Here is a 23,969-nt window from a genome sequence, read left to right as displayed (position 1 = left end):
CTCAGTCGCTTAATCTAAGCTTTCGCGGCAGCTAGCAAAGCACCGCAGCCCATGAACATACCACCAAATATTTTATTTATCTTACCCATTATGCGATCAGAGCGAATAAAACGTCCCATTTGTGACGCTAATGAGGTGTAACCCAACATAACAACGCTATCAATGAATACTGTCGTCACACCTAGCACTAATAACTGAGGTGCTTGAGGTTGTGTAGGGTCAATAAACTGAGGAAACAAAGCCACCAAAAACACGATTGATTTCGGGTTAGTTAGGTTGATAAGCACAGCGTTTCTCAGCAGTTTACCACTCGACAGAGTAGAGCTTTCTTCAGATGCTACTAGGCTCGAGCTATCACGCCACTTTTGAATACCTAACCAAAGTAAGTACACCACGCCGACCCACTTAATGATGGTGAACGCCAACGCAGACTTAGCAACGAGTGCACCGATACCCGCGCCCACCAGCATAATGTGAAACGCAAGACCAAGCTGTAAGCCAACAATTGATGCGAGTGACTTTTTAGTGCCATAGCTAAGCCCATTACTGATTGAGTTAACGGTACCCGAGCCCGGAGCCAAGCTAAACAAAATCGCTGTGACAACATAAGCAAGCCAAACATGAGTATCCATTTGCATTTCCTTACTAGTTCTTTAATCTAACAACATTAGTAGCAATAAAGCTCTCACACGCATCAGTTCAGGTAATTTCCCATGGAAAACCACAGCGAAGCCACCTTCCCTTACACTCAAGAACCTCAGTTCGATCATGCGATTAAACACCCGATCAACGCTCTTTGGCAACAAAGAAAAGAGGGGTTTTTAACATCGTCTGGTAAAAAGAAACTGTACTGGTGCAGCCTCACCTCAGAAAAGCACAGCAAAGCTATTGTGATTTCAAATGGCCGTATCGAATGCTGCCAAAAATACCAAGAAATCTTTTATGATTTTTATCAACAAGGCTATGACGTTTATTCATTTGACCACCAAGGTCAAGGCCAGTCTGAACGTATGGTAACAGACTCTGACATTGGTCACATTCATGAGTTTGATGATTATGAATCTGACATGTCTGACGTCATTGCCAGTTTTGATCTCAGTAAGTATTCCAATCGCTACCTGCTCGCACACTCAATGGGCAGCACCATAGCCACTCGCTACCTACAAACCCATCCAGACCACCCGTTTGATAAGGTGACTCTGTGCGCTCCGATGTTTGGTATCAATACCGAGTGGTACCTGAAACCTATCGCGATGATCGTTGGACAAGTGCTTACCGCTTTTTATGCCAAGCCAACTTACGCGCCGGGCCAGCAAGCATATTATTCGAAGCCTTTTGAAAACAACTTACTGAGCCACAGTAAGGTTCGCTATCAGTGGTTCCGCCGCTTATATGACGAGTCTCCATCTTTGCAGGTGGGTGGACCAAGCACGCGTTGGGTGTGGCAAGGGTTAATGGCCGCCAAGCAAGCAATTCAACAAACTCGTCAAATCAAGATCCCTCTGCTATTGATTCAAGCTGGGGATGAAAAGATTGTCAGTAACAGTGCTCAAGTAAAGTTCATCTCTAAGCTGAAGAAAACCAACTCTGATTGTCAGTTTAAGTTGATTGAGGGTTCTAGGCATGAGGTGTTGTTTGAGCAGGATGAATATCGCAATCAAACACTGGATGCGATCAATCAGTTTTTCGCCTAGAGCTAATAGGCTAAGCAACCTACCAAGAAAATAAGCGCTAAAGAGGAAGAGAAGTAAGTGAGCTTTGCCCTCTTTTCTTGCATGAATTTGGCATACAATTTCTACCTAGAGATATTGTAGTTAAAACGATTCTAGCGCTGGCTAGCGTCAATATTGGTTAAGCATTTTGCAATGAGGGTTAAATGAGTATTCCTGCACTAAAAGATTCCGTGAAAATTGTTGCTTCTGATTTAGATGGTACGCTTTTGGCTCCCAACCATCAGCTAAGCGACTTTACCAAGCTAACGCTTAAGAAATTACACGACCAAGGTTATACCTTCATCTTCGCTACGGGTCGTCACCACGTCGATGTGGCGGGTATTCGTCAGATAGCAGGTATTCCGGCGTACATGATCACTTCAAACGGTGCACGCGTGCATGACCAAAACGATCAACTGATGTATAGCCAGAACGTACCTCAGGAACTCGTTCAGCCAGTTATTGATATTGTGCGCCAAGATCCAAACCTCTTTATTCACATGTACCAGAATGAAGATTGGTTACTAGACCGTGAAGATGAAATGTTGGCTAAATTCCACAGTGAGTCTGGCTTTAGCTACAAGCGCTTTGAAGCTGAAAACGCACCAAGCGAAGGCATCGCGAAAGTCTTCTTCACACATCCAGAACAAGACCACGAATATCTCGTCACGTTTGAACAAAAGCTAAGAGATGCTTTTGGCGACAAACTGAACATCGCCTTCTCTACACCTTGGTGTCTGGAAGTGATGGCAGCTGAAGTCTCTAAAGGCCACGCTCTAGACGCTGTTGCAAAATCACTAAACCTGACTCTGGATAACTGTGTTGCCTTTGGTGATGGCATGAACGACGCTGAAATGCTGGCTATGGCGGGTAAAGGTCTAATCATGGGTACATCACATGAGAAAGTGATGAAAGCACTACCTGACAATGAAGTGATTGGCAGTAACGCAGACGATGCCGTTGCTCACTACCTAGAAAAGCATCTGCTCTAATCTCGCTCGTTGAACAGATCTGAATAAATAAAAAGGCAGCCAACTGGCTGCCTTTTTTGAACCTTACGTAAAAAGCTCTCTCTAACGCTATCGAGAACCTAACACTTCTTTGCTTAAGATTGCCTGCCACTCTTGTTCGGTAACCGGCATGATCGATAAGCGATTACCGCGTTTCACCAAGGGCATTTCGGAGAGTTCAGGCATGGCTTTAAGCGTAACCAAAGGAATCAAGCGCTCAGTCACTCGCACAAACTCGACATCCACCATGATCCAGCGTGGGTTATCGGGTGAAGACTTAGGATCGTAGTAATCACTCTCAGGGTCGAACTGAAAGTGGTCTGGGTAGGCTTCTCTGGTTACTTTAGCGATCCCCGCTACGCCAACTTTTTTACATGATGAGTGGTATATCATCACCAGATCGCCAAGCTTGACGTCATCACGCATCATGTTTCGAGCCTGATAGTTACGTACACCCTCCCAACAAGAGGTTTTTTGTACTCTAAGAGTCTGAATAGAGAAGGTGTCGGGTTCTGTTTTAAATAACCAATATGCCATAATAAATCCAATTAACGGTTGCTCCGAGGAAGATATAACATGAAGGTAATGAAAAACCCAGTGACATGGCTAGTCGCGTTCGCTCTACAAGGCTGTGTTACGGCACCTGATACGCCGCAACAACCTGAACAGCCCCCAGCAAACTTGGATGAGCCACTGAGCATTCAACCGAAAACCTTCATCATGCGTGGTCAGGTGGTGGTTGGCCATGAAAGCCGAACCTTCACTCCTTGCGGTAGCCAACAACAATACTGGTTAGACTTATCTCCAGAGTTAGCGTTAGAAGCACAAGGGCTCTCAACGAGACCTTACCAAGCCTTATATGGCGAGCTGATTGGTCACCTAACCGTGCCGAGCCAAACGGGTTATAACGCAGATTTCACAGCGCGTTTCGTGGTTGACCAAGTGAACATCCTAACCGCAGAGAACCCAGATCGCTGCGTCCAACCGCTGCGCTCAACACGAGTATTTGGTAATGAACCCTTCTGGTCAGCAACCTTCGATAAAGACCAGCTGAAATACACCAAGATGGGCGAACAGCCACAGACCCTCGATATTGAATCAAGCCGCACCACATCGAGCAGCCGTGACTACCAATTAGAAGGTAAAGCTGCACAAGGCAAACTCAACCTTACAAAAGAGAGCTGTAGCGACGGCATGAGCGATTCTATCTATGGATGGCATGCCAAGCTTAACCTCAATGACAGTAACTACAATGGCTGTGCGACGGTCTCTAACCAAGATCCAACGCTGGACTGGAGCGGACTCTACTTCGCTAGCTCAACGCAAAACTCAGGGTTCTCTATCAACCTTGAACTCAACAATGACCACAGTGCTATCACGACTTATTCATACAGTAATGGAGACCCTTCTATTGTTGAACAAGGCTTCTGGCAGCAACTGAACCAAAATCAGGTACAAGTGGTTATGACTCGCCACCAGCAACAATATTTGATCTCCGAGCGCATCTTCACACTCGATAATGGCAAGCTAATCGCTGAAAAAGAGAAAGTGGGCAACGTGGTGTATCCGATTGCCAATGGCGGTCTGGTGCTATTCGAAGCTAAGAGTGCGCAAGCACAAGTAAACACCACCACTAACGTTGATCTAACCGCAAAGCAGGTGAACTCCAGCGATCAACTTGATCCAAAAGTCGACCAAGCGATCCGCGAATACTTTAAGATCAACAACAGCTCACCTGACGACACTAAATACCGCTGGTTAACCTACGACCTCAACGGCGACGGTAAAGAAGAGCTGTTCGCCCAACTCGATTGGTGTGGTTCTGGTGGCTGTACACTGCTAATTTTCGAAAACCATCAAGATAACTGGCGCTTCAATAGCCGAGTGACACTGGTTAAGGGCGACATACGCTTAGGTAAATCGCAAAACCACGGCTGGCAGGATCTGATCTTCAATGTCAGTGGCGGCGGTGCAACACCGGCGAAACACACACTTTCATACTCTGGTGTCAGCTACCCGCTAAACCCAAGTGTCGCTCCAGTTGCAGATGATGCTGATATCAGCGACGTGGTTTTGTTTGCTGATGGTATCTCACCCGCACAAAGTGGAGTTAAGTTGTAAACATGAGTAACCAACAAGCTTGCCATGGTTGTAGCTTCACTCACCAATGTATTTGTCACCTGATACCTAGTGTCGCAAGCCAAATCGATCTTGTACTGCTCACTCATGAGAATGAACTGTCACGCGATACCAATACAGGGAAGCTGCTTCAGCAATCCCTTGATCAGTGTCAGTCCATTGTATGGCAAAGGAAAACACCACCAGCGGAGCTCATCGCACTGCTTGACGATGAAACACGACAACCGTTTCTTTTATTCCCAAGTGATCAAAGTGCCGAGTGCCAGCAAGCTGTAATGACCCAAGCCCAGAGCCGTAAGCCGCTATTCATCATCTTGGATGGCACATGGCAAGAAGCGAAGAAGATGCTTAACAAGAGCTCGTGGTTACAAGCCGTTCCGCAAGTTCACCTCGATATTACCAGCGAATCTTCATACACCTTGCGCCGCAACCAAGACAGTGGCCACTTGTGTACTTGTGAAGTGGGTATTGAGTTACTCAAATCTTTAGGTGAAAGTGAATCTGCCAAGCTCATTGATGACTACTACCAGCATTATCTAAAAGTGTTCCACGCCGACAAGTGTGGCCACGCCCTCAAATAGACCAAGCAGGCGCGCGGGAAGGTAAAAACACATTTCGGGACGAGACAGACACTAAAAACAAAAAGGGTGAGCCATAAGCTCACCCTTTTTACATCGTATTTTCGTTATTGAGCCAACCAGTGTTTCACGTGAAACGCTCGCTCCATCAAAACAAACGCTGAGGTTGACCAAAGTAATACCCTTGCAAGTAATCGACCCCCATGTCTTCAGCAATACGGCACACCTGCTCATTATGAACGAACTCCGCCACCGTCTTAGCATTCAGAATCTGGCATAAGCTCACCAACTGCTGAGCGATCTTGCGCTGCTTTTTATCTTTATCAATATTGCGAATCAAACTGCCATCAAGCTTGATCACCTGTGGTTCTAGCTTCAATATCTCATCAATGTTCGAATAGCCCGAACCAAAGTCATCAACAATAATATTCACACCAAGATCGCGGAAGTGATTACACACCTCAATCAAGCGACCGTAATCCTGAATTTGTTCCGTTTCTAACACCTCCAAGCCAATACGCTGTGGGTGACTGATTTTCTTGATCGCTTGTTCAAGGTGAAGAATGGTTTTCTCATTGCTGAAATCTTGTGGCGCTAAATTAATTGAGAACGAATCGGTTCGCTGACTCATAAAATCGAAGGTGCGCGTTATCATCTGACGACTGAGGCGTGTATAGAGATGGGTTCCTTCAATGATTGGCAAGAACTTACCCGGTGCAATTAACTGACCGTCCTCTTCAATTCGAACCAAACACTCGTAGCTCTCTACCTGATGACTGTGTGCTGAAACTATGGGCTGAGAGCACGCCACAATATTCTGATTAAGCACCGCGCGACTCACGCACGACAGCCAACCAAGTTGCTCTTGGCGATGCTTCTCCAATTGAATGAGTGCCTTGGCGCTCACTAGGTGCTTGTTCTGGCTGACAGCGCTGCGCCTCGCATCAATCGCCTTCAACAATAAGTCATCAATAGAGGTAGTCGGGAAATCTCGACGGCTGGCGATACCCGCACAGATAGACACCGACAAGTAATCAATATCGGGTAAACCGGTAGGCTCAAAATTCACATGCTCGGTTTGATCGGCAAATTCCGAGAATCGCTGATGAATATGTTCTTGGCTCGCCCAACTATCAAACACCACCGCCCACTCACCAATACCGATACTATAGAGCTGACAGCCCTCATCAAAGAACTGCCACAGCGCCTTTTGAAAGTACTCACTCAAATCATGCAGAAGCTTGTCACCTACTCGATAACCATACTTCTCATTGATCTGACCAAAGGTCGTGACCTTCAAAGCTAGTAAGTGGCTATCACTGCTCATCTTCGACAGTTTCTCACGCAGCACACTTCGATTGGGTAAACCTGTACGGTGATCAATTCGATAGCTTGCCGTCAATGCAGTGGCTTGCTGCTGAATCTTACTCGCCATGCTGTTGTTCATGTCATCGACATCAAGCAGTGCATTTCGGATCAATGAAAACAGAGGGGATATGTTGGTCGCGGGTTGCGTCTCTAATGGCAATACCGCCTTACCCTCGCCTTCTCTAAGCGCAAGATAAGTGAGGCTATGGTGCAAGATTCGCTGTTGGCCATTCTCTTGATAAAGTTCTCCCATGCAGTAAACGCCATAGCTGTCGGCCAATTTTTGGAAAACCTCAACCTCTTGGTTGCCATCAATAAAGTCGATACGAGATGTACAGTTATAAATGAAGAACTGTTCTGGCCTATGAGAGGCGATCTGCTGCACGCCCAGTCGTATCTGCTCTAAGGTCAGTGATGGATGGTCATAACAAAACCGGACCTCATCGCCCACTTGGAACAGGCCGCTGAATTCTATCTCTCCACTTTCCGTTACCTTGAGCGGTAAGTGAATGTTTTGCTCTTTCGGGTCACCGACCATCAAGGGAAAGTTATGCAGTTGCTCAAAAGGCACTTCGAGGCCATCAGCGAGGTAACGATTGTAGAGTTCGCGAACAGGCATCCCATCCAGTTCCAACAACCGGTTCTCTTGAGCACCTGTCACTCGAAAAGTTCGACCAATCGGATTCCATTCAGTGTAGTAACCCTTAGCGATGGAGAGCTCAACACTGTGCAGCGCCAACATCACATAGGCATTTTCATAGCAAATGCCGTCTAACATCACCCATCGCCCATTATCTGTGATGATCGATGCACCGCCACAGATCGGTAATGAATACATCGACTGCTCAAACGCTGAAAATAGATCTCGGTTATTTATCTGCAAGCGGTCTGCGAAACAGATGATGCTTTGAGTATTATCATTGCACTCAAGCTGTTGCCACATAGCGTGGCTATCGAGCAATGGTTGTTCGCTATATTCGACAACACCACAAGAGTAAGACGTCGCGTCAAAGCGGGTAACAATCAGATAAAGACCTTGGTGCAGGATGACACCTTGACTAATGTAGTGGTTAGCACTGCAACCAATCAATTTGGCATTGGGAAAAGTCGATTGAATCACTTGGCAGGCAGCCAAAACAGAACCTTTCTCGAAAGACGAAAACACCTGAATCAGTAGGCTTTCATGTTGATGAAAATCTATCTTTTCCAATTCACGCTGGGTTTGCTCAATGTCTTGTATCAGGAGAGAAGTCGACTGCATATTCACATTAATCGTTACGTTAATGATTTATTATTGTGCTTATTATAGATAAGGCTTGCACGGAATACTTGCGATCGCGTTATGAATAATGTGACCTTAGTTAGACATCATTCATTCCGCCAAAAAGCAGTCATTAATGGCGGCGCAGTACTTTTATAGCCAGTCGTTACACAATGCGGGAAGCTTTAACTGCTAAAACAGTCGCTTAGGCTCACCGAAGTAGTAACCCTGCAGATAATCGACACCCATTTGCTCTGCTATCTCACAAACCTGTTGGTTATGGACAAATTCAGCGACCGTTTTGGCATTGAACACTTGGCACAAACGAATCAACTGAGAGGCTATGTTTCTTTGTTTTTGATCTTTGTCGATATTACGAATCAAGCTACCGTCGAGCTTAATGATCTGTGGCTCAAGCTTAATGATTTCCTCGATGTTGGAGTAACCAGAGCCAAAGTCATCAACAATGATTCTCGCCCCAAGCGCACGGAAGTGATCACACACCTCAATCATGCGGCCATAATCTTTAATCTGTTCAGACTCGAGAACTTCTAAACCAAGTCGAGTAGGATCGTTCATACCACTGATCGCAGCCTCAAGGACCTCGAGCGTCTTATCGCTCAACAAATCTTGTGGGGATAGATTGATAGAAAATGAGCTCTGCTTATCCGCCATATAGCCAATAGTGCTCTTAATCATGTGTCGACTAAGGCGCGTGTAAAGATGGGTGTCAGCAATGATAGGTAAGAACTTTCCTGGTGGCACAATAGTACCGTCCGACTCCATGATTCTGACCAAACACTCTTGGCCAATCATTTCGTGCGTAACCGACTCCACAATCGGCTGGGAATAAGTGATGATGTTCTGATCTAAAATCGCACGACTTACACAGCTCAGCCAGCCTAGTTGCTCTTTGCGATCTTCTTCACTCACCTGAATGTCTTTAGCATTGGTGATGTGGGTATTGTTACGTACTCCATAGCGTCGAGCTTCGATCGCTTTCAATAAGATCTGGTCACCACTGTCGGTTAAGAAGTCACAACGACTAGCAAAGCCGCCACACAGAGAAACTGACAGGTAATCAATATCAGCCAAACCATATGGCTCAAAATTTATGTGTTCGATGTCATCGGCGAACTCAACGAAACCTTCTTTTATTTTCATACTACCAACACTAGCATTGAAGATAATCGCCCACTCTCCAACACCAATACTGAATAGCTCTACCTTCACGCGAGGCTCTTTAACCACACGAAGCTGTAATCGCTCGATAAAGTGATTAGACAGATCGAGTAGCAGCTGATCCCCCACTTGATAACCATACTTCTCGTTAACCTGATGGAAGTTGGTTAGCTTTAAGGTCAGCAGATGTTCACTGAACAGAATCGTATTGAGGCGCTCTTTCAGTACGATACGGTTCGGCAAACCAGTACGCGAGTCAATGCGATAGCTTTCGGTTAAGCGACGCGCTTGTTGATGGAGTTTCTTTTCCATCTGAGTATTCATACTGTCGAGATCAGCGACTGCATTTCTGACTAGGTTAAGCAATGGCGACACGGTTGAGCCACACTGAAAGTCTTCGCAATGAAACTCTTTAATCTCGTCAGACTCGCGCATAGCGATATAAGTCAAGCTGTGGTGCAGTATCTCTTGGCGGTCTTCATTACGGTATAGCTCCCCCATGCAGTAGGCACCACATGTATTCACTATCCCTTCAAATGGCTTGAGCTCAAGTTTACTGTCGATAAATTCAAGTCGAGATACGCAGTTATAAATGATCACCGATTCAGGCTGATGCATGGCTAGCATCTCGGCACCGTGGTGCACCTTTTCTGCAGTGAGCGATGGGTGGTTATAACAAAACTGCGCCTCTTCACCGACATGCCAAGGGCTATCAAACTCAATACTGCCATCATCATTAATACGTAGCGGCGTCGAGATACCCTTCTTTCTGCCAAGTTCTCGATAAAGTGGAAAGCTCATCAGTTGACTAAAAGGAAGGTCTTTGCCATCCGCAAGGTAATGTTTGAATACTTCAATAGCCGGCTTGTCGTTCAATGCGTATAAGCGATTTCCGATTGCGTGTGTGACTCGTAGCTTCATCCCAATCGGGTTCCACTCAGAGTACGCGTCCGACCAAACCTTCAATCTTGGGTTAGTCAGAGCCACAGCAACACAGGCGTGCTGGTAGGTTTGCTCGTTATACATAACCCAACGGCCAAATTCATTCTCATGGCACAGTCCACCAGCTATCGGCAAGGCGTAAGGCAAATTTTCAAAAGCGCTATAAATAGGATAATCACGCCCTTCAACCTGATCGCACAAGCTGATGACCGTTTTGGTTTCTTCTGTAAGGCGCAGCTGAAAAGCTAAGTCTTGGCTGTCTTGATTTGGATTGCCGGAAAAAGGCTGGACCGCAGAGGTTAGATGGGTTTCGTTGAACTCACTGATGATGACTAAGGTGCATGCACTTTCAAGGCAATTATCACAGATAACATGACGAGCACTCTGGCCAATTAGCGTCGCATTATTTAAACGATTGAGGGCAACACCCGCGATTTGACGAGCTAGATCTGAAGATTGAGCTGAGAAAATTTGAATAAGGTACTGTTTGCTGTCACACCATTCTCGCTGATCAAATTGAGCTCTAAATAACGCCTCAGTATTTGCGAGAAATGTAAATGTTTGCATGCCAACCCTTGTTCAAAATCGAGTGAAGTAACAACCCGCAACCACTGCTATGACTGAAATGAATCGATAAAAAGTAGTCGCCAATTATCCTAGCCTAATCAGGATTTTATAGGCGACTAATGTAACAATTCAATAGCATAAATGCGACACAATAAGCTTACCGAGCCATTAAATTAGTCGCATAAGATCGCTAAGTTGGTCTATTTCAACATCAGGGAGCACACTCGCCTTCGGGGAGCGGTATAAATTGGAACCAGTGTCATTAAACCAGCACGCTTGGAAGCCATTTTGCTTGGCTCCATAGACATCCGTTTTGAGGTGATCGCCAACATGAAGAATATTCTCAGCGTCACAACCTAGGTGTTGCTGAGCTTTTTCAAACATATCTGGATAGGGTTTTGCTCTGCCATCAGGGCCGGCTTTAAGGATTAATTGAAAGTACAGCCCTAAGCCAATTTTGTGTGGATCGACATTGCCATTGGTAATCGCAACCAGAGGAATACGTTGGCTAAGTTCAGTCATCACTCGATGCGTTTCTTGAGGGACATCGACTTGATTACGCAACCACAAGGCATGCTCAATGCCCTCTCGAGCCGCTTGCTCTGCTTGCTGCAGAGAGTAACCCAATTGCAGCAAACCACTCTTAATCTGAGTTTCACGCCACACGGTGACATCATGTTTCAAAGCTGGGTTTTCAGATGCGACTTGCTGCTTAATGCCCTGCCACTCTTCAAGCGATAAAGAAGCAGACACTGGGTGCTTTTGATAAAGCCACTGTGCCATCTCTTTCTCAACCTTCATGATCACAGGCCAGTTGTCATACAGGGTGTCATCCAAGTCAAAGGTCATGGCTTTGATGGGCTTTAACCCTCGATAAATTCGCATAGTAAACCCTTTAATCTAATCTTTATTCTTCTTACGAGCTCTCGGGTGAGCCTGATCATAAGCTTGTGCTAAGTGTTGGAAATCTAAGTGGGTATACACTTGGGTCGTCGAGATGTTTTCATGGCCAAGCAACTCTTGCACAGCACGAAGATTTTGGCTCGATTCCAGCACATGCGTTGCAAAGGAGTGACGCAGTTTATGCGGGCTGATGTGGCTCGCGACAGATTGCTTCTTGCCCCACTCTTCCATGCGCTTTTGCACGCTGCGGTGAGAGATACGAGTCCCGAGCTTAGAGACAAACAGCGCGGTTTCACCCGGTGAAGCCAATTCACCACGAACTTTGAGCCATTTATCGACCCACTCTTTAGCTAAACCAGAAAAAGGCGCTTTGCGTTCTTTGTCGCCTTTACCAATCACTCGGATTTCGCCTTGTCGACCCAACACATCTTTCAGATTGATGCCGACCAGTTCTGCCAGTCGTAATCCAGCACCATACATCACCTCCATCATCGCTCGATCACGAATCGACAATGGATCGTCCTCATTCACATCAAGCAGTTGACCCACTTCATCAACATCGAGGTTTTTAGGCAAAGGGCGTTGTTTGCGAGGTGCAGAGACACCTTTGGCTGGATTGGCGGTCATTTCGCCACGCAACACAAGGAAATCAAAGAAGCTGCGCAGTGACGATAAGCGCGTTGCAATGCTGCTCGCTTTCATTCCCTCACGCATGCCTTTACTGGCCAGTTGTCTGACCCACGCCGCATCGACTTGACCCCAATCCTTTAGCCCTAGAGTGACTAAATGACCGGCCATGGTTTCAAGTTGTTGTTTGTAATTACGTTGGGTGTGTAGGCTGAGTCCCTTCTCGCTTCGGAGATATTCATAGAAGCGAGAAAGTGGCTTTTGAAGGCTGTTAGGAAGAGGTATTTTGGGCTCTAGGCTCATTATTTATCTGCCAAGGTAAGGTGTCCGCCAAATGAGCGACAACAAGTGCTAAATGGCGTAAAAAGAGCGTATCCATATGGGGTTGGAAATGTCCGCCATCTTCACTAGAAAAGGCGAGCAAACCCAATGGAGACTGCTTAGCAAGCGGTAGTACTACATAAGAGCCTAGCTCTGGAACTGGATAATCACCAAACAAATCGTGTCTGTCGGCTTTTCTCAAGCGTCCAAGATAAGCATCTTTGCCATTGAAATGGTTAAGCGAAAACTTAGAGTAACCCTCAGCACTCAACTGATAAAAGCCAGATTGCGAAAGAATACGAACATGAGCCTTAAGCCCAAGATCTAACGCTTTTTGTTCAACGGCTTTTATCACCTGCATGAAGTCACTGCATTTCAGCACTTGCGCTTGCAGATCCATAAACTCATAGAAGGTTTTATCGTTATTTGCTGCCAACGACATCAAGCCAGTGATCTCTTCTTCAAGCTCTTCGATTCGATGACGTTGGCGTTTAAGCTGAACCTCAACCAGAGAAACAGCGCCCTGCTCAACGTTATTGATAGCAAGGCGATCAACCAAATCTTTTCGGTCTTGGAAAAAATCTGGGGTATCACGTAAATATTCCGCGACCACTTCTGCGGTGAGTGCGTCGGCTTCAACGTAAGACAAAACCTATCCTTTATTTTTATGAATATATTTGTTTTGGGTCGTTATTAGCAAGAAAGTTGACCATCAAACACATGCGTTGCAGGGCCGGTCATAAACAGAGGTTTACCCGGGCCTTGCCAGCTAATGTGTAAGTCACCGCCTGGTAGACGAACCTTCACATTCTCAGCCAGTAAGCCTTGAGTGATACCCACTGCAACTGCGCCACACGCTCCGCTGCCACATGCCTGAGTTTCACCCGCGCCGCGTTCGTAAACACGTAGACGAACTTCTTCACGGTTAACGACCTGCATAAAGCCAGCATTAACACGCTCAGGGAAACGTTCATGTGATTCAAGTAGTGGGCCTAAGGTGTCCACATCAGCCGTGTCGACGTCATCAACCACGGTAACCACATGTGGGTTACCCATGCTTACCGCACCACAGAATAAGGTGTGTACATCCGTTCTTAGGATATACGTCTTCTCTGGCTGCTTGGCCTTGAATGGAATCTTGCCGGGTTCGAACTCAGGAATGCCCATGTTCACCGTGATCAGGTCATTCTCTTCAATCTTGAGAACCATTTTACCTTTCTTGGTACTCACGTTGATGCTGTACTTATTCGTTAAGCCTTTCATGCGAACGAATCGTGCAAAACAACGTGCACCATTGCCACACTGCTCCACTTCACTGCCATCCGCATTGAATATGCGGTAATGGAAATCAGTTTCTGGATCATAGGGAGCCTCAACCACAAGTAGCTGATCAAAGCCCACGCCAGTGTGACGATCCGCCAAGCGACGGATCAAATCTGGAGAAAAGAAAATATTTTGAGTAATGCAGTCCACGACCATGAAATCATTGCCCAAACCATGCATTTTAGAAAAGTGGAAGTGCATAACGCTTAAAATTACTCCGGAAGAATGTTTTCAAGTTCCCACAGACTCGTAAGCTCTTCACGCTGACGAACCAAGTGAGTTTTATCGCCATCCACCATCACTTCAGCCGCACGCGAACGAGTGTTGTAGTTAGATGACATCGCGAAGCCATAAGCACCCGCTGAACGAACTGCTAGCAGATCACCTTCTTCAAGAACAAGGTCACGATCTTTACCTAGGAAATCGCCTGTCTCACAGATTGGGCCAACCAAATCGTAAGTCACAGTTTCACCCTGACGAGGGCTCACAGGAACAATATCCTGCCAAGCTTGGTAAAGTGCTGGGCGCATTAGATCGTTCATTGCTGCATCGATGATGGCAAAGTTCTTGTGCTCTGTTGGCTTGAGGAACTCGACTTTCGTTAATAATACACCAGCGTTAGCAGCAATCGCTCTTCCAGGCTCGAAAATCAGCTCTAGATCAGAATGATTGTCTAAGCGAGCCAATAAAGCTTTCGCGTAGTCAGAAGGCTGTGGTGGTAATTCATCACGATAAACCACACCCAAGCCGCCACCGACATCAAGGTGTTTGATGTTGATACCGTTAGCACGTAGCTGGTCGATCAGCGCAAGTAGGCGATCGGTTGCATCGATGAAAGGTTCGATATCCGTTAACTGAGAACCAATGTGGCAATCAATACCATGGATAGACAAGTTATCGAGTGTTTTTGCAAACTCATAGACAGCAGGAGCACGGTCGAAAGCGATACCAAACTTGTTATCACGCAGACCAGTAGAGATATAAGGGTGAGTGTTCGCATCAACGTCTGGGTTGATACGCAGTGAAATCGGCGCTTTAACACCAAGCTCACCAGCTACTTTATTCAGTCGCTCTAGTTCTGGTTCAGACTCTACGTTGAAACACTTAATGTTCAACTCAAGCGCACGCTTCATTTCAGCGGCTGTTTTACCGACACCAGAGAATACAACTTTTGCTGGATCGCCACCGGCAGCAACCACACGCTCTAGCTCACCGCCAGAAACGATATCGAAGCCAGAGCCCAAACGAGCCAAAGTATTCAACACGCCAAGGTTTGAGTTAGCTTTAACGGCATAACACACCAAGTGCGGATGCTCACCAACCGATGAATCAAACGCATTCCAGTGGCGTTCTAATGTTGCACGAGAATATACATACAGCGGTGTACCATATTGCTCTGCTAGTTGTGAAAGTGCGACGTCCTCAGCCCAAAGCTGGCCATCTTCCTGATAGTTGAAGTAATCCAAAGTTCTTATCCCTTATAAATAACGATTTCTGCGTGTTTTCACTTATTGTGATTGTTCGGTTTGCTGAACTTCATCAGGATCGTACAAAGGACCCGTTTGACCACAACCAGAAAGTCCAATAACGGACATCATAAATAGAGCAGCAATTAATTTTTTCATTTTGCATATCGTGATTATTAACTCAATGCCCCCTATAATCGCACCACACTCAGGAAAAGCAATAGGATAGAAAGGATGAACGAGACTGAATTTCATCAGCTGGTCGATATACAGATGCAAAACATCGAAGAAGCTATCGATGAATCAGAGGCAGATATTGATTACGAAGTGACTGGTAACGTGATGACGCTGGAGTTTGAGAACCGCAGCCAAATCATCATTAACCGCCAAGAACCAATGAAAGAAATCTGGTTAGCGTCTAAATCTGGTGGCTTTCACTTCAAGCTAGTTGACGACAAGTGGACATGTTCAAAGACGGGCATGGAGCTGTTTGAGATGGTTAAAGAAGAATGCGTGAAGCACGCAGGTGAAGCGATCGATTGGGTCTAATCATTTGTAAGCAAAACTAAAAAGGAGTGAATCAATCACTCCTTTTTTTAAAATCAATCGGGCTTAGTAAGACTAGATGTTAACTATCTTTGAGCTCCGAGAAGCTAAAGTTGCATCGTTACGATAAGGCACAACGTAAGAATTGCCTTCTTCAGGATGAACGATTTGGTAGTACTGAGGTAGGTTAAAGTTAATCAACTTAGACGACATCTTCGACTCATCTTTTACCGATGTGTAGAAAGAATTCACGCTCGCGATCATCTCATCTTTTTCACCGCTGTACTGGTGGTAGACCTCAACTTGGTTCGACTCGTCCAATACATAAATATTGAAGCCTTTGTCGGTATCTTCGAAAAAGAACTGAATCAAGCCCTCACTCGCAAAACCATCCACCACTTCTGGTAGCTGATACTCTTGCTCTTTATCGAGCATCAGTAAAGGTGAGCCTTTGAGCTTATTGGTTGAGATACTACGGTAGAAATCGACCGAGTTTTCCAGCATCTGCACCGATACACCACGACGTTCAAAGAACAGACCAAACATTTTGTTTGCCAGGCGAATAGCCTTAAATCGGCGGCGTTTCTCTGGCTCAATTGGTTTTAATCGCAAGTCGATACACTCGGCAAGCAGTTGATACACCATATTACGCATCACACCGCGTAGGTTTTTGCTGTAACAGAACACATCGACCGACTCTGGCGGCAACGCATCCTGGTGCATTTTACCCAGTACCGTCTTCAGCGCGTCCAACATCGCGGTTTCGCCTTGGAAATGAAGTGTACGAACTTCATGCCAAGAGTTCCGATAAACCAGATCGACACTACCGACTAAGCTCTTACCTTCTTCACCAAAACTGAAAATATCGGCATTCTTAAGATCCACTTTTAATGCGCGACCACTTAATTCAGACGTCGGGTCATTTTCAAAGTTGATGAACATCGCCAGTTGGCTTATCTCACACGGGCTCGCCAGTGCCTGCATACTCGGACGACGCTTACGCAAAGAGAAGGTATTACGTAGATCGCTCACCATTTGATAAAATTTATCGATATCAATATGAGCATCTCGAACCACAGAGTGCAAACGCGTCGACTCTGTAATTAGGCCATTAAAGAACGACCAAGCAACCAATTTACTCAAGTACTCATGGTGTTCAAGTGAAGGCTGGCCGAGAATGCGATGTGCAATCAAAGGCTGTTTGTACAAGTACCAACCCGCTTTATTTGACTGACCCTGACGAACTTCGATAAAGCTCAAATCTGGCTCATGGAGATCCGGGGATATTTGTGGATTCAGTAGCGTCACTTTGCCTGGTAACACCTCAAACGCAGCGTAAAGTTTACGTGCCAAGATACTGATATCTTGCGGGCTGATAGCTGAAGTGATGTCGTTACGACGTGCAAATTGAATCAGGTTACGGTAGCTCAGCATCAAGGCATCAAGCAGGGCATGGTGCACCACTTTAACCTGCTCAACCTTCCAATTACGGCGGTTGTCGAGCTCAGCAATGGTTTCATGTCCCCAGTTCCAAGATTTAGTCATCTCGGTTAAGGCTTCACGACGCCATGCGACAGAACCAATACCCGCATCTCGTGACAACTTCTCGTGGGTCTTAAGATAGAAGCAGCGTCTCACCAAATCCAATCGAGTATGGTCGTTGATACGTTCTAGGTAGCGAGTTACCTTTTCAAGCATCAGATAGTAGCTATCCATGCCATACAGATCAGGTTCATCTGCAAAGAAACGACGCTTGGTGTCAATACTAAGAAGCTGGGTGTTTGGGTATTCCCATGAATAAGCTTCTAACAGGATCGCCTTCAACACCGATTTATACGGTGAGTCGATACTCTTATAGAGCTGCCATAGGTTTGAACCAAAGTACTCTTCAGCAGGAATACTGTTCAGCTTGCCGAAATCGATCCACTGCGAGCAATCAAGATAACCATCGTTACATAAACCTTGGACATACTCGTCGTAGCACTCCTCCATTTCTGGCGGGATGATTTGCCACAACAAACGCTGGCCAGCCAAACGAACGGCTGAGCGATAGAACTCATCAAGCAGTAGTAAGTGCTGTGAAGAACCACAGTTATCACCGGTCATCTCTTCAGAATGATTCGAGCGGAAACGCTCTTCATCCATCAAAAAGAAGTTCGCTTCAACCCCTAAGGTTTCAGCCCAATCAGTAATAAGCAGACATTTATTGGTTAGGCTGTCGCGAGATGCGCCATCCATATCTGGAGACACACATACCCAGATATCAAGATCACTTGAAGTGCTTTGACCAATAGAAGAAGTACTACCCATGGTGTACAAGCCAAGGATGGCAGGTTCAGCAGCCTCGGTAAGTTTACCACCCAGCGTTAATTCGGTATCAGAGACAAATTGCTTTTGGAATTCATTAAGCGTGAAGCTACGAATTCCAAAAGGAACTTGTTGGTCGTAATAACCAGGCATCATCGGGTGATTAAAGTGAAGCAGTGCGGGAATAAGGTTGAAAACTCGCTGGCCTTGCACATTCATCAACGCCAACGCACGATCAATGCGCTGCTGATTTAGATTGTCTAATCGTTGAATCAAAGTTTGAGTGTAAGCCTGCAAGGTAAGTCCTTGGTTTGAGGTTAAGTGCAGTTCTGTCTAGTTACTGAACGAAAGCAGCAACAAAACGTGATCAATTTAACACTTTTAGCCTTAATGGTAAAGCAAAGGAACCTGTCATACTGGTCAATTCCTTGATGACAGAAAGTTAAACTCACGGCGCCGTAGTGTCCTCTTTATTGACTATTTCTAATAATAGCCCATGTTTCAAATGAGATACTAATCACACTATTTTGGTGAACTCATGAAAATCTCTCAGCTATCAAAGTATGGAATGATCAAACAGTAAGAATTCTCGCCTCATAATGGTAGGATTAGGCTATTACAGAACCTATATCGGAAACACCATGACAAATTCAGCACCAATCCGTATCGCGACCAGAAAAAGCCCTCTTGCCCTTTGGCAGGCATACTTTGTAAGGGATGCACTGCAAGCTGCTCACCCTGGTTTAGAGGTTGAGTTGGTAACTATGGTGACCAAAGGTGACATCATCCTAGACACTCCGCTTGCTAAAGTGGGTGGTAAAGGACTGTTCGTTAAAGAACTTGAAGTAGCCATGCTAGAAGGTCGTGCTGACCTAGCGGTTCACTCAATGAAAGATGTACCTGTCGACTTCCCTGAAGGTCTAGGTCTGGTAACAATTTGTGAGCGCGAAGATCCGCGTGACGCTTTCGTATCAAACACTTACAACAACATCGACGAACTCCCACAAGGTGCTGTCGTGGGTACGTGCAGTCTGCGTCGCCAATGCCAACTGTTAGAATACCGCCCAGATCTGATCATCAAAGAGCTGCGCGGCAACGTTGGTACTCGTCTAGGTAAACTCGATGATGGTCAATACGATGCGATCGTACTGGCTGCTGCAGGTCTTAAACGTCTAGAGCTAGAAGAGCGTATTCGTAGCTTCATCGAACCAGAGCAGTCTCTCCCTGCTGTTGGCCAAGGCGCTGTTGGTATTGAGTGTCGCCTTGATGACGAGCGTCTGATTAAACTCCTTGAACCACTGAATCATAAAGACACGGCTGATCGTGTACTGTGCGAACGTGCAATGAACCTTACCCTAGAAGGTGGCTGTCAGGTTCCTATCGGCAGCTACTCATTATTAGATGGCGAAAACATCTGGCTACGTGCATTAGTTGGTGAACCGGACGGTTCTAAGATGGTTCGTGGTGAGATCTCTGGCCCTCGCAAAGATGCAGAAGCACTTGGCGTGACTCTGGCAAATCAATTGCTGGATGATGGCGCGAGAGAAATCTTAACCAAGCTCTACGTTGACCAAGAATAATCATGACAGTGTTGGTGACTCGTCCCGGTTCAGAGGGACAATCGCTTTGCCAACAACTAGCGGATAAAGGGGTTCAAGCAATCCATCATCCGCTGATTCGTATCGTGGATAATCCCAACTCTGCGGATTTAAGCACCCAGCTTAATAACAGCGATATCATTATTGCAGTCAGTCACCACGCCGTGGCGGCTGCCCAAAGCATCCTTTCAAAAACCTCATCCATTTGGCCTACTTCGCCGCTTTATCTTGGCGTTGGTCAAAAAACTGCGCACGTTTTAAGCAAAGTCTGTAAACAAAAAGTAAACTATCCTCAAGTTAGTGATAGTGAACATCTTCTTAAACTTACTGAACTTAATGGCGTAGAAAATAAGTCCATTTTGATACTACGTGGCAATGGTGGGCGTGAGCTCATTAGGGATTCTCTACTCAATCGAGGTGCACAAGTCTCTTATTGTGAGACCTACCGTAGAGAATATATTCCTATTAGCGACCACAATACCTATCAAACATGGATAAACAAAAAAACGTCCAAAGTTGTCATCACTAGTCAGGAACAATTGGAGTATCTCTGCTCAATTACCCCTGATGAGTATTTGGCTTGGCTTTCAACAAGACATCTATTTGTCCCAAGCCAGCGCATTGTAGAACGAGCACAACAACTCGGCTTCTCGAATGTGACCAATACTCACAGTGCTACGAACCAAATATTACTGGCTGCTCTCCGGCCCTAGCTAGAAACAGGAAATAAGCATGACAAGCAAAAAAAATAATGAGCATATTGAACCTGAAAAGAAACAAGATACTCAGCCAGTAGTTGTTGAAAACGAAAAAGCTGACTCTACAGAGACAAAACAACCTGAACAGAAGCTTGATGCCTCTGCTTCAAATACCGCTAAAAATGAGCAGCCTCAAGCTGAGCATAAAGAGCAAATAGAGAAAGCAGAAAAGCAAGGTAAGCGCGGTGTCAAACTAGGCGCTATTGCGATCGCTATTTCAATTATCTTCAGTGGCGGTATCGCATTTCAAATGCAGCAAAAGAGCGCTGAATACTCGGCTCAAATAGCCGCTCTTCAAGCACAACTTCAAAATACCCAATCTGCGGTAAATAAAGACCTACAAACCATCAAGCAAGAGACTATCCAAGAAGCCTCACACGCGGTGGAGAAAACTCAGGTCGTGCAATCTCAACAGCAGAAGAGCATTCAAAGCCTGCAGTTAGCAGTGGCTGACGTGAAAGGTCGCCGCCCGAATGACTGGTTGCTTGCTGAAGCTGATTACCTTGTGAAACTAGCAGGACGTAAACTGTTCCTCGAGCATGATGCCGTTAGTGCAACCAAACTAATGGAAAGCGCCGATCAACGTATCGCCGCACTGAATGACCCAAGCTTGGTCTCTCTTCGTCAATCAATGACCAATGACATTACTAAGCTTCGCACTATTCCTCTTATCGACCGTGATGGCTTAGTTCTACGCATCACAAGCCTACAACAACAAGTCGATACGCTGCCGCTTGCCAATGCAATCCTGCCTGAGGCTGCCGCTGTTGAGAAAAAAGCCGTATCTCAAGATATTAATGACTGGCAGAACAACCTGATGACGTCGATGAAAGACTTTTCAGAAAACTTCATCACATTCCGTAGTCGTGATGGCGAAGTTATCCCTCTACTATCACCAGAACAGCACTTCTACCTTCGTGAAAACATCAAAGGTAAATTAGAAACCGCGATTCGCGCTGTCTACAAAGAACAAGGTGAACTCTATAGCGCAGCTCTTAATACCGCTAGCGAGTGGTCGAAAGCTTATCTAAACCAAGATAACAACTCAGTGATTGAATTTGAGAAAGCGATTAAACAGCTAAGTGAACAGAACATCTCTGTGAAATACCCTGTAAAGCTTGAATCTCAAAATGAGTTGTCAGATGTGATACGTGAGCGCCTACGTCGTGAAGTCACCGTTATGACCACGGAGGAAAAATAATGATTCGTTGGATTTTTCTTTTTCTCGTTCTAGGTGCTGGGTTAATTGTTGGTACTCAGTTCTCTGGTCAACAAGGCTACGTTCTGATCTCAATTGCGAATAAGACCATTGAGATGAGCGTGACAACACTGGTTATCTTCGTCATCGCTCTTCTAGCGGCTCTATTCGGCTTAGAGTACCTATTTAAAAAGCTTATGTACGCAAGCTCGACAACTTGGAATTGGTTCAGTGTTCGTAAGCTGAAGCGCTCTCGTCGTTATACCAATGAAGGCATCATCAAGCTGCTTGAAGGTGACTGGAAAGGCGCTGAGAAGAAAGTAACTCGCTGGGCTAATCATCACGACATGCCTCTACTTTGTTATTTAGTCGCTTCTCAAGCGGCACACGAGCAAGGTAATACAAGTGAGCGTGATAAGTACATCGAGCTTGCTAGCCAACAGGACGACTCTCTACTTGCGGTAGAGCTAACTAAAGCTAAACAGCAAATCAGCGAGTCAAACTACGAAGCTGCATTCGATACACTTTCTACCCTAAAAGGCACATACCCTAATAACACTGCTGTGCTTGGCCTGTTAAAAGCTACTTACTTGCAACTGAAGTTATGGCAGCCATTGCTAGAGTTAACGCCTAAATTAGTTAAGAATAAGCTTCTAACAGCTGATGAGCAACGTGAATTAGAACAGAAAGCACAATGTGGATTACTTCATGATGTAGCTCAACAACAAGGTAGCGAAGGTTTAATCAGTCATTGGAACAAGCTTTCAAGAAAGCAGAAACAAAGTTCGCACCTTGTATCTTGCTTTGTGAAGCAACTGATCGCTCGTAAAGCTGACTCAGAAGCGTTCACAGTGATCAAAGAGAACATTGCGAAGAGTGGTTCAAATGAGCTCTACATGTTGCTTCCAGAGCTGAACCTAGCCGATCACCACCCAGTAGTGGTCATGCTAGAGCGCGCCATCAGTAAAGATGGTGGCAATGCCGAAGCACACAGCGCATTGGCTCAGTTCTACCTAAGAGAGCAAAAGTGGGCAGAAGCACAAGGCCACTTCGAGAAAGCACTAGCACTTCGCTCAAACGTATCAGATTACGGATACCTATCTGATGCACTAGAAAAGCAAAACTTAACGAAAGCAGCGCACGAAGTATCTCGTAAGGCACTCGCTCTCGTTCAACCAGCTTAAACTGATACAACTAACATGAAGCCGATACCTAGCATCGGCTTTTTTTGTATCTAGTGTTTACCTTAGATAACTTCCTCAGTACTAATAAGCAAACACTAAAGATGGTAGTAAAAGTCTTCCATCCAAACCCCTTCTCCACACCCAGCTTATTGCTGACCGAAGCACCGTCCATTTTTAATATGGTCCACCTAGCTCGGAACAATCCATAAGTCACACATCTTGATCATGGGTTTTCAAATACTATTAATGCTTTATAAGTACTGATTTTAAGTCATGAGGTTAAATCTTCATGAAATCCCCCGCAAGGTTTCTTAAAAAACACTGAGGGATACTTTAGATCTATCCGTATGCAGTTTTAGCCAATTATAAAGCAAGCTGTTTAGAATCCATTTGAGCTGACTGACAACCTTTATATAAATTCTTAAAGGAATAACGATCAGATAACTTGATTGGATTTGTACCGAAAGAAAGAAAAGGCATTTCGCAGTAGTTGTCATTTGATAGAGATTAGCTCTAGATTACAGTGGGCTTAGCAACTGGAATCATTAGATGAAAATTACATTTCAGTAATGTACCTCAAAGCGTTGGAGATCGTAAATCCGACCTACCTCCGCAACCAACTTATTGGTTTAAGATTGAAGAAGTGAATGTATAGCAGCGGAGTTTCAGACTCTAGACGAAATCAATTCTGAGACACAGCAAAACTCCGAAGTTTAAAGCGCGGCTTAATCATCACTCAACAGAAGTAATTAAGAAGCCACAGTTATTTAGAAAACCCCTGCTAACTTATTGATTAAAAATAATTTGTCATGTTAGAGCCCATAAGCGTGAAGCCCTGCTATTGCTAACACAACTTTCTAATCAATCGTCGATTCAACGATTACTAGCCAAAACAACCTTTTACGGAAGTCAAAACCAAGAGTTATACCAATTAAAGTAAAAATGTGATCTAATTAAGATTGATGAATTATTGTGAAAT

Annotated in this window: 20 protein-coding genes; 9 read left to right on the top strand and 11 right to left on the bottom strand. The window is 45.3% G+C overall.

The window, feature by feature from the left end; genetic code table 11:
• Nucleotides 1–14: 14 nt before the first annotated feature.
• A complete protein-coding gene (gene rhtB, locus AB6E52_RS17085; RefSeq protein ID WP_017061024.1) occupies nt 15–632 on the bottom strand; it encodes a homoserine/homoserine lactone efflux protein in 618 nt (205 codons plus the stop codon).
• A gap of 81 nt (nt 633–713) precedes the next feature.
• On the opposite strand from rhtB, the gene AB6E52_RS17080 reads away from it, so the two are divergent.
• Together AB6E52_RS17080 and AB6E52_RS17075 are read left to right on the top strand one after the other, a co-directional pair.
• The gene (locus tag AB6E52_RS17080; RefSeq protein WP_017061023.1) at nt 714–1,694 is read left to right on the top strand and encodes an alpha/beta fold hydrolase; all 981 of its coding nucleotides are present in this window, start codon (nt 714–716) and stop codon (nt 1,692–1,694) included.
• Nucleotides 1,695–1,876: 182 nt separating this feature from the next.
• A complete protein-coding gene (locus AB6E52_RS17075) occupies nt 1,877–2,704 on the top strand; it encodes a Cof-type HAD-IIB family hydrolase (RefSeq protein ID WP_017061022.1) in 828 nt (275 codons plus the stop codon).
• An 87-nt stretch (nt 2,705–2,791) separates the two neighbouring features.
• On the opposite strand, the gene AB6E52_RS17070 is transcribed toward AB6E52_RS17075, so the two are convergent.
• Nucleotides 2,792–3,259, bottom strand: coding sequence for an EVE domain-containing protein (locus AB6E52_RS17070; RefSeq protein WP_017061021.1), 468 nt, complete (start codon nt 3,257–3,259; stop codon nt 2,792–2,794).
• 39 nt (nt 3,260–3,298) lie between these two features.
• Here AB6E52_RS17070 and AB6E52_RS17065 point away from each other — a divergent pair, with 39 nt between their 5' ends.
• Complete coding sequence (locus AB6E52_RS17065) at nt 3,299–4,843, top strand: COG3650 family protein (RefSeq protein WP_102321188.1); 1,545 nt, start codon at nt 3,299–3,301, stop codon at nt 4,841–4,843.
• Nucleotides 4,844–4,845: 2 nt separating this feature from the next.
• Nucleotides 4,846–5,442: a tRNA-uridine aminocarboxypropyltransferase gene (locus AB6E52_RS17060; RefSeq protein WP_102321189.1), complete on the top strand. Its 597-nt coding sequence runs from the start codon at nt 4,846–4,848 to the stop codon at nt 5,440–5,442.
• A gap of 145 nt (nt 5,443–5,587) precedes the next feature.
• Here the strand turns inward: AB6E52_RS17060 and AB6E52_RS17055 are convergent, their stop codons facing one another.
• The 8 genes from AB6E52_RS17055 to lptM all read right to left on the bottom strand — a co-directional run bounded on the left by AB6E52_RS17055 (nt 5,588) and on the right by lptM (nt 15,558).
• Nucleotides 5,588–8,068, bottom strand: a complete 2,481-nt coding sequence (locus AB6E52_RS17055; protein WP_102321190.1) for an EAL domain-containing protein — start codon at nt 8,066–8,068, stop codon at nt 5,588–5,590.
• Nucleotides 8,069–8,260: 192 nt separating this feature from the next.
• Nucleotides 8,261–10,759 carry an EAL domain-containing protein gene (locus AB6E52_RS17050; RefSeq protein WP_102321191.1) on the bottom strand — a complete coding sequence of 833 codons (2,499 nt, stop codon included), beginning with the start codon at nt 10,757–10,759 and terminating at the stop codon, nt 8,261–8,263.
• A gap of 168 nt (nt 10,760–10,927) precedes the next feature.
• Entirely contained in the window at nt 10,928–11,644 is a 717-nt protein-coding gene (yigB, locus tag AB6E52_RS17045; RefSeq protein WP_017068593.1) for a 5-amino-6-(5-phospho-D-ribitylamino)uracil phosphatase YigB, read from the bottom strand.
• A 15-nt stretch (nt 11,645–11,659) separates the two neighbouring features.
• Complete coding sequence (xerC, locus tag AB6E52_RS17040) at nt 11,660–12,592, bottom strand: tyrosine recombinase XerC (protein ID WP_017061015.1); 933 nt, start codon at nt 12,590–12,592, stop codon at nt 11,660–11,662.
• On the bottom strand, nt 12,561–13,259 hold the full coding sequence (locus AB6E52_RS17035; RefSeq protein WP_102321192.1) for a DUF484 family protein: 699 nt from the start codon (nt 13,257–13,259) through the stop codon (nt 12,561–12,563). Before AB6E52_RS17035 ends, xerC begins: the two co-directional genes overlap by 32 nt.
• 44 nt (nt 13,260–13,303) lie before the next feature.
• Complete coding sequence (gene dapF, locus AB6E52_RS17030; protein ID WP_017061013.1) at nt 13,304–14,134, bottom strand: diaminopimelate epimerase; 831 nt, start codon at nt 14,132–14,134, stop codon at nt 13,304–13,306.
• 11 nt (nt 14,135–14,145) lie between these two features.
• Nucleotides 14,146–15,399 carry a diaminopimelate decarboxylase gene (gene lysA, locus AB6E52_RS17025; RefSeq protein ID WP_017066756.1) on the bottom strand — a complete coding sequence of 418 codons (1,254 nt, stop codon included), beginning with the start codon at nt 15,397–15,399 and terminating at the stop codon, nt 14,146–14,148.
• A 42-nt stretch (nt 15,400–15,441) separates the two neighbouring features.
• Nucleotides 15,442–15,558 carry an LPS translocon maturation chaperone LptM gene (lptM, locus tag AB6E52_RS23130; RefSeq protein ID WP_017063757.1) on the bottom strand — a complete coding sequence of 39 codons (117 nt, stop codon included), beginning with the start codon at nt 15,556–15,558 and terminating at the stop codon, nt 15,442–15,444.
• A gap of 75 nt (nt 15,559–15,633) precedes the next feature.
• Here lptM and cyaY point away from each other — a divergent pair, with 75 nt between their 5' ends.
• Nucleotides 15,634–15,948: an iron donor protein CyaY gene (gene cyaY, locus AB6E52_RS17015; protein WP_017061010.1), complete on the top strand. Its 315-nt coding sequence runs from the start codon at nt 15,634–15,636 to the stop codon at nt 15,946–15,948.
• Nucleotides 15,949–16,020: 72 nt separating this feature from the next.
• Here the strand turns inward: cyaY and AB6E52_RS17010 are convergent, their stop codons facing one another.
• Nucleotides 16,021–18,549, bottom strand: a complete 2,529-nt coding sequence (locus AB6E52_RS17010) for a class I adenylate cyclase (RefSeq protein WP_102321193.1) — start codon at nt 18,547–18,549, stop codon at nt 16,021–16,023.
• 344 nt (nt 18,550–18,893) lie between these two features.
• On the opposite strand from AB6E52_RS17010, the gene hemC reads away from it, so the two are divergent.
• From hemC to AB6E52_RS16990, 4 genes are read left to right on the top strand one after another with little or no spacing between them, the layout of a single operon-like run.
• The gene (hemC, locus tag AB6E52_RS17005) at nt 18,894–19,832 is read left to right on the top strand and encodes a hydroxymethylbilane synthase (protein ID WP_017061008.1); all 939 of its coding nucleotides are present in this window, start codon (nt 18,894–18,896) and stop codon (nt 19,830–19,832) included.
• A 2-nt stretch (nt 19,833–19,834) separates the two neighbouring features.
• Nucleotides 19,835–20,563, top strand: coding sequence for a uroporphyrinogen-III synthase (locus AB6E52_RS17000; RefSeq protein WP_102321194.1), 729 nt, complete (start codon nt 19,835–19,837; stop codon nt 20,561–20,563).
• 19 nt (nt 20,564–20,582) lie between these two features.
• Entirely contained in the window at nt 20,583–21,809 is a 1,227-nt protein-coding gene (locus AB6E52_RS16995) for a uroporphyrinogen-III C-methyltransferase (protein WP_065584265.1), read from the top strand.
• Nucleotides 21,809–22,990 carry a heme biosynthesis protein HemY gene (locus AB6E52_RS16990; RefSeq protein WP_102321195.1) on the top strand — a complete coding sequence of 394 codons (1,182 nt, stop codon included), beginning with the start codon at nt 21,809–21,811 and terminating at the stop codon, nt 22,988–22,990. The genes AB6E52_RS16995 and AB6E52_RS16990 overlap by 1 nt, the downstream gene beginning before the upstream one ends.
• Nucleotides 22,991–23,969: the final 979 nt, after the last annotated feature.

The sequence above is a fragment of the Vibrio sp. 10N.247.311.13 genome, from assembly GCF_041467595.1.
Lineage (GTDB): Bacteria > Pseudomonadota > Gammaproteobacteria > Enterobacterales > Vibrionaceae > Vibrio > Vibrio crassostreae_C.
Note: the sequence above shows the minus strand (reverse complement) of the source record. Positions and strands in the feature narration are given on the sequence as shown.

What these genes read in the sequence shown, in the direction of transcription:
- AB6E52_RS16990 (WP_102321195.1), top strand. Translation starts at nt 21,809, where the DNA reads ATGATTCGTTGGATTTTTCTTTTTCTCGTTCTAGGTGCTGGGTTAATT.
- lptM (WP_017063757.1), bottom strand. Translation starts at nt 15,558, where the DNA reads ATGAAAAAATTAATTGCTGCTCTATTTATGATGTCCGTTATTGGACTT.
- AB6E52_RS17055 (WP_102321190.1), bottom strand. Translation starts at nt 8,068, where the DNA reads ATGCAGTCGACTTCTCTCCTGATACAAGACATTGAGCAAACCCAGCGT.
- AB6E52_RS16995 (WP_065584265.1), top strand. Translation starts at nt 20,583, where the DNA reads ATGACAAGCAAAAAAAATAATGAGCATATTGAACCTGAAAAGAAACAA.
- AB6E52_RS17000 (WP_102321194.1), top strand. Translation starts at nt 19,835, where the DNA reads ATGACAGTGTTGGTGACTCGTCCCGGTTCAGAGGGACAATCGCTTTGC.
- xerC (WP_017061015.1), bottom strand. Translation starts at nt 12,592, where the DNA reads ATGAGCCTAGAGCCCAAAATACCTCTTCCTAACAGCCTTCAAAAGCCA.
- cyaY (WP_017061010.1), top strand. Translation starts at nt 15,634, where the DNA reads ATGAACGAGACTGAATTTCATCAGCTGGTCGATATACAGATGCAAAAC.
- AB6E52_RS17070 (WP_017061021.1), bottom strand. Translation starts at nt 3,259, where the DNA reads ATGGCATATTGGTTATTTAAAACAGAACCCGACACCTTCTCTATTCAG.
- rhtB (WP_017061024.1), bottom strand. Translation starts at nt 632, where the DNA reads ATGGATACTCATGTTTGGCTTGCTTATGTTGTCACAGCGATTTTGTTT.
- AB6E52_RS17075 (WP_017061022.1), top strand. Translation starts at nt 1,877, where the DNA reads ATGAGTATTCCTGCACTAAAAGATTCCGTGAAAATTGTTGCTTCTGAT.
- dapF (WP_017061013.1), bottom strand. Translation starts at nt 14,134, where the DNA reads ATGCACTTCCACTTTTCTAAAATGCATGGTTTGGGCAATGATTTCATG.
- AB6E52_RS17050 (WP_102321191.1), bottom strand. Translation starts at nt 10,759, where the DNA reads ATGCAAACATTTACATTTCTCGCAAATACTGAGGCGTTATTTAGAGCT.
- AB6E52_RS17065 (WP_102321188.1), top strand. Translation starts at nt 3,299, where the DNA reads ATGAAGGTAATGAAAAACCCAGTGACATGGCTAGTCGCGTTCGCTCTA.
- AB6E52_RS17060 (WP_102321189.1), top strand. Translation starts at nt 4,846, where the DNA reads ATGAGTAACCAACAAGCTTGCCATGGTTGTAGCTTCACTCACCAATGT.
- yigB (WP_017068593.1), bottom strand. Translation starts at nt 11,644, where the DNA reads ATGCGAATTTATCGAGGGTTAAAGCCCATCAAAGCCATGACCTTTGAC.
- hemC (WP_017061008.1), top strand. Translation starts at nt 18,894, where the DNA reads ATGACAAATTCAGCACCAATCCGTATCGCGACCAGAAAAAGCCCTCTT.
- AB6E52_RS17080 (WP_017061023.1), top strand. Translation starts at nt 714, where the DNA reads ATGGAAAACCACAGCGAAGCCACCTTCCCTTACACTCAAGAACCTCAG.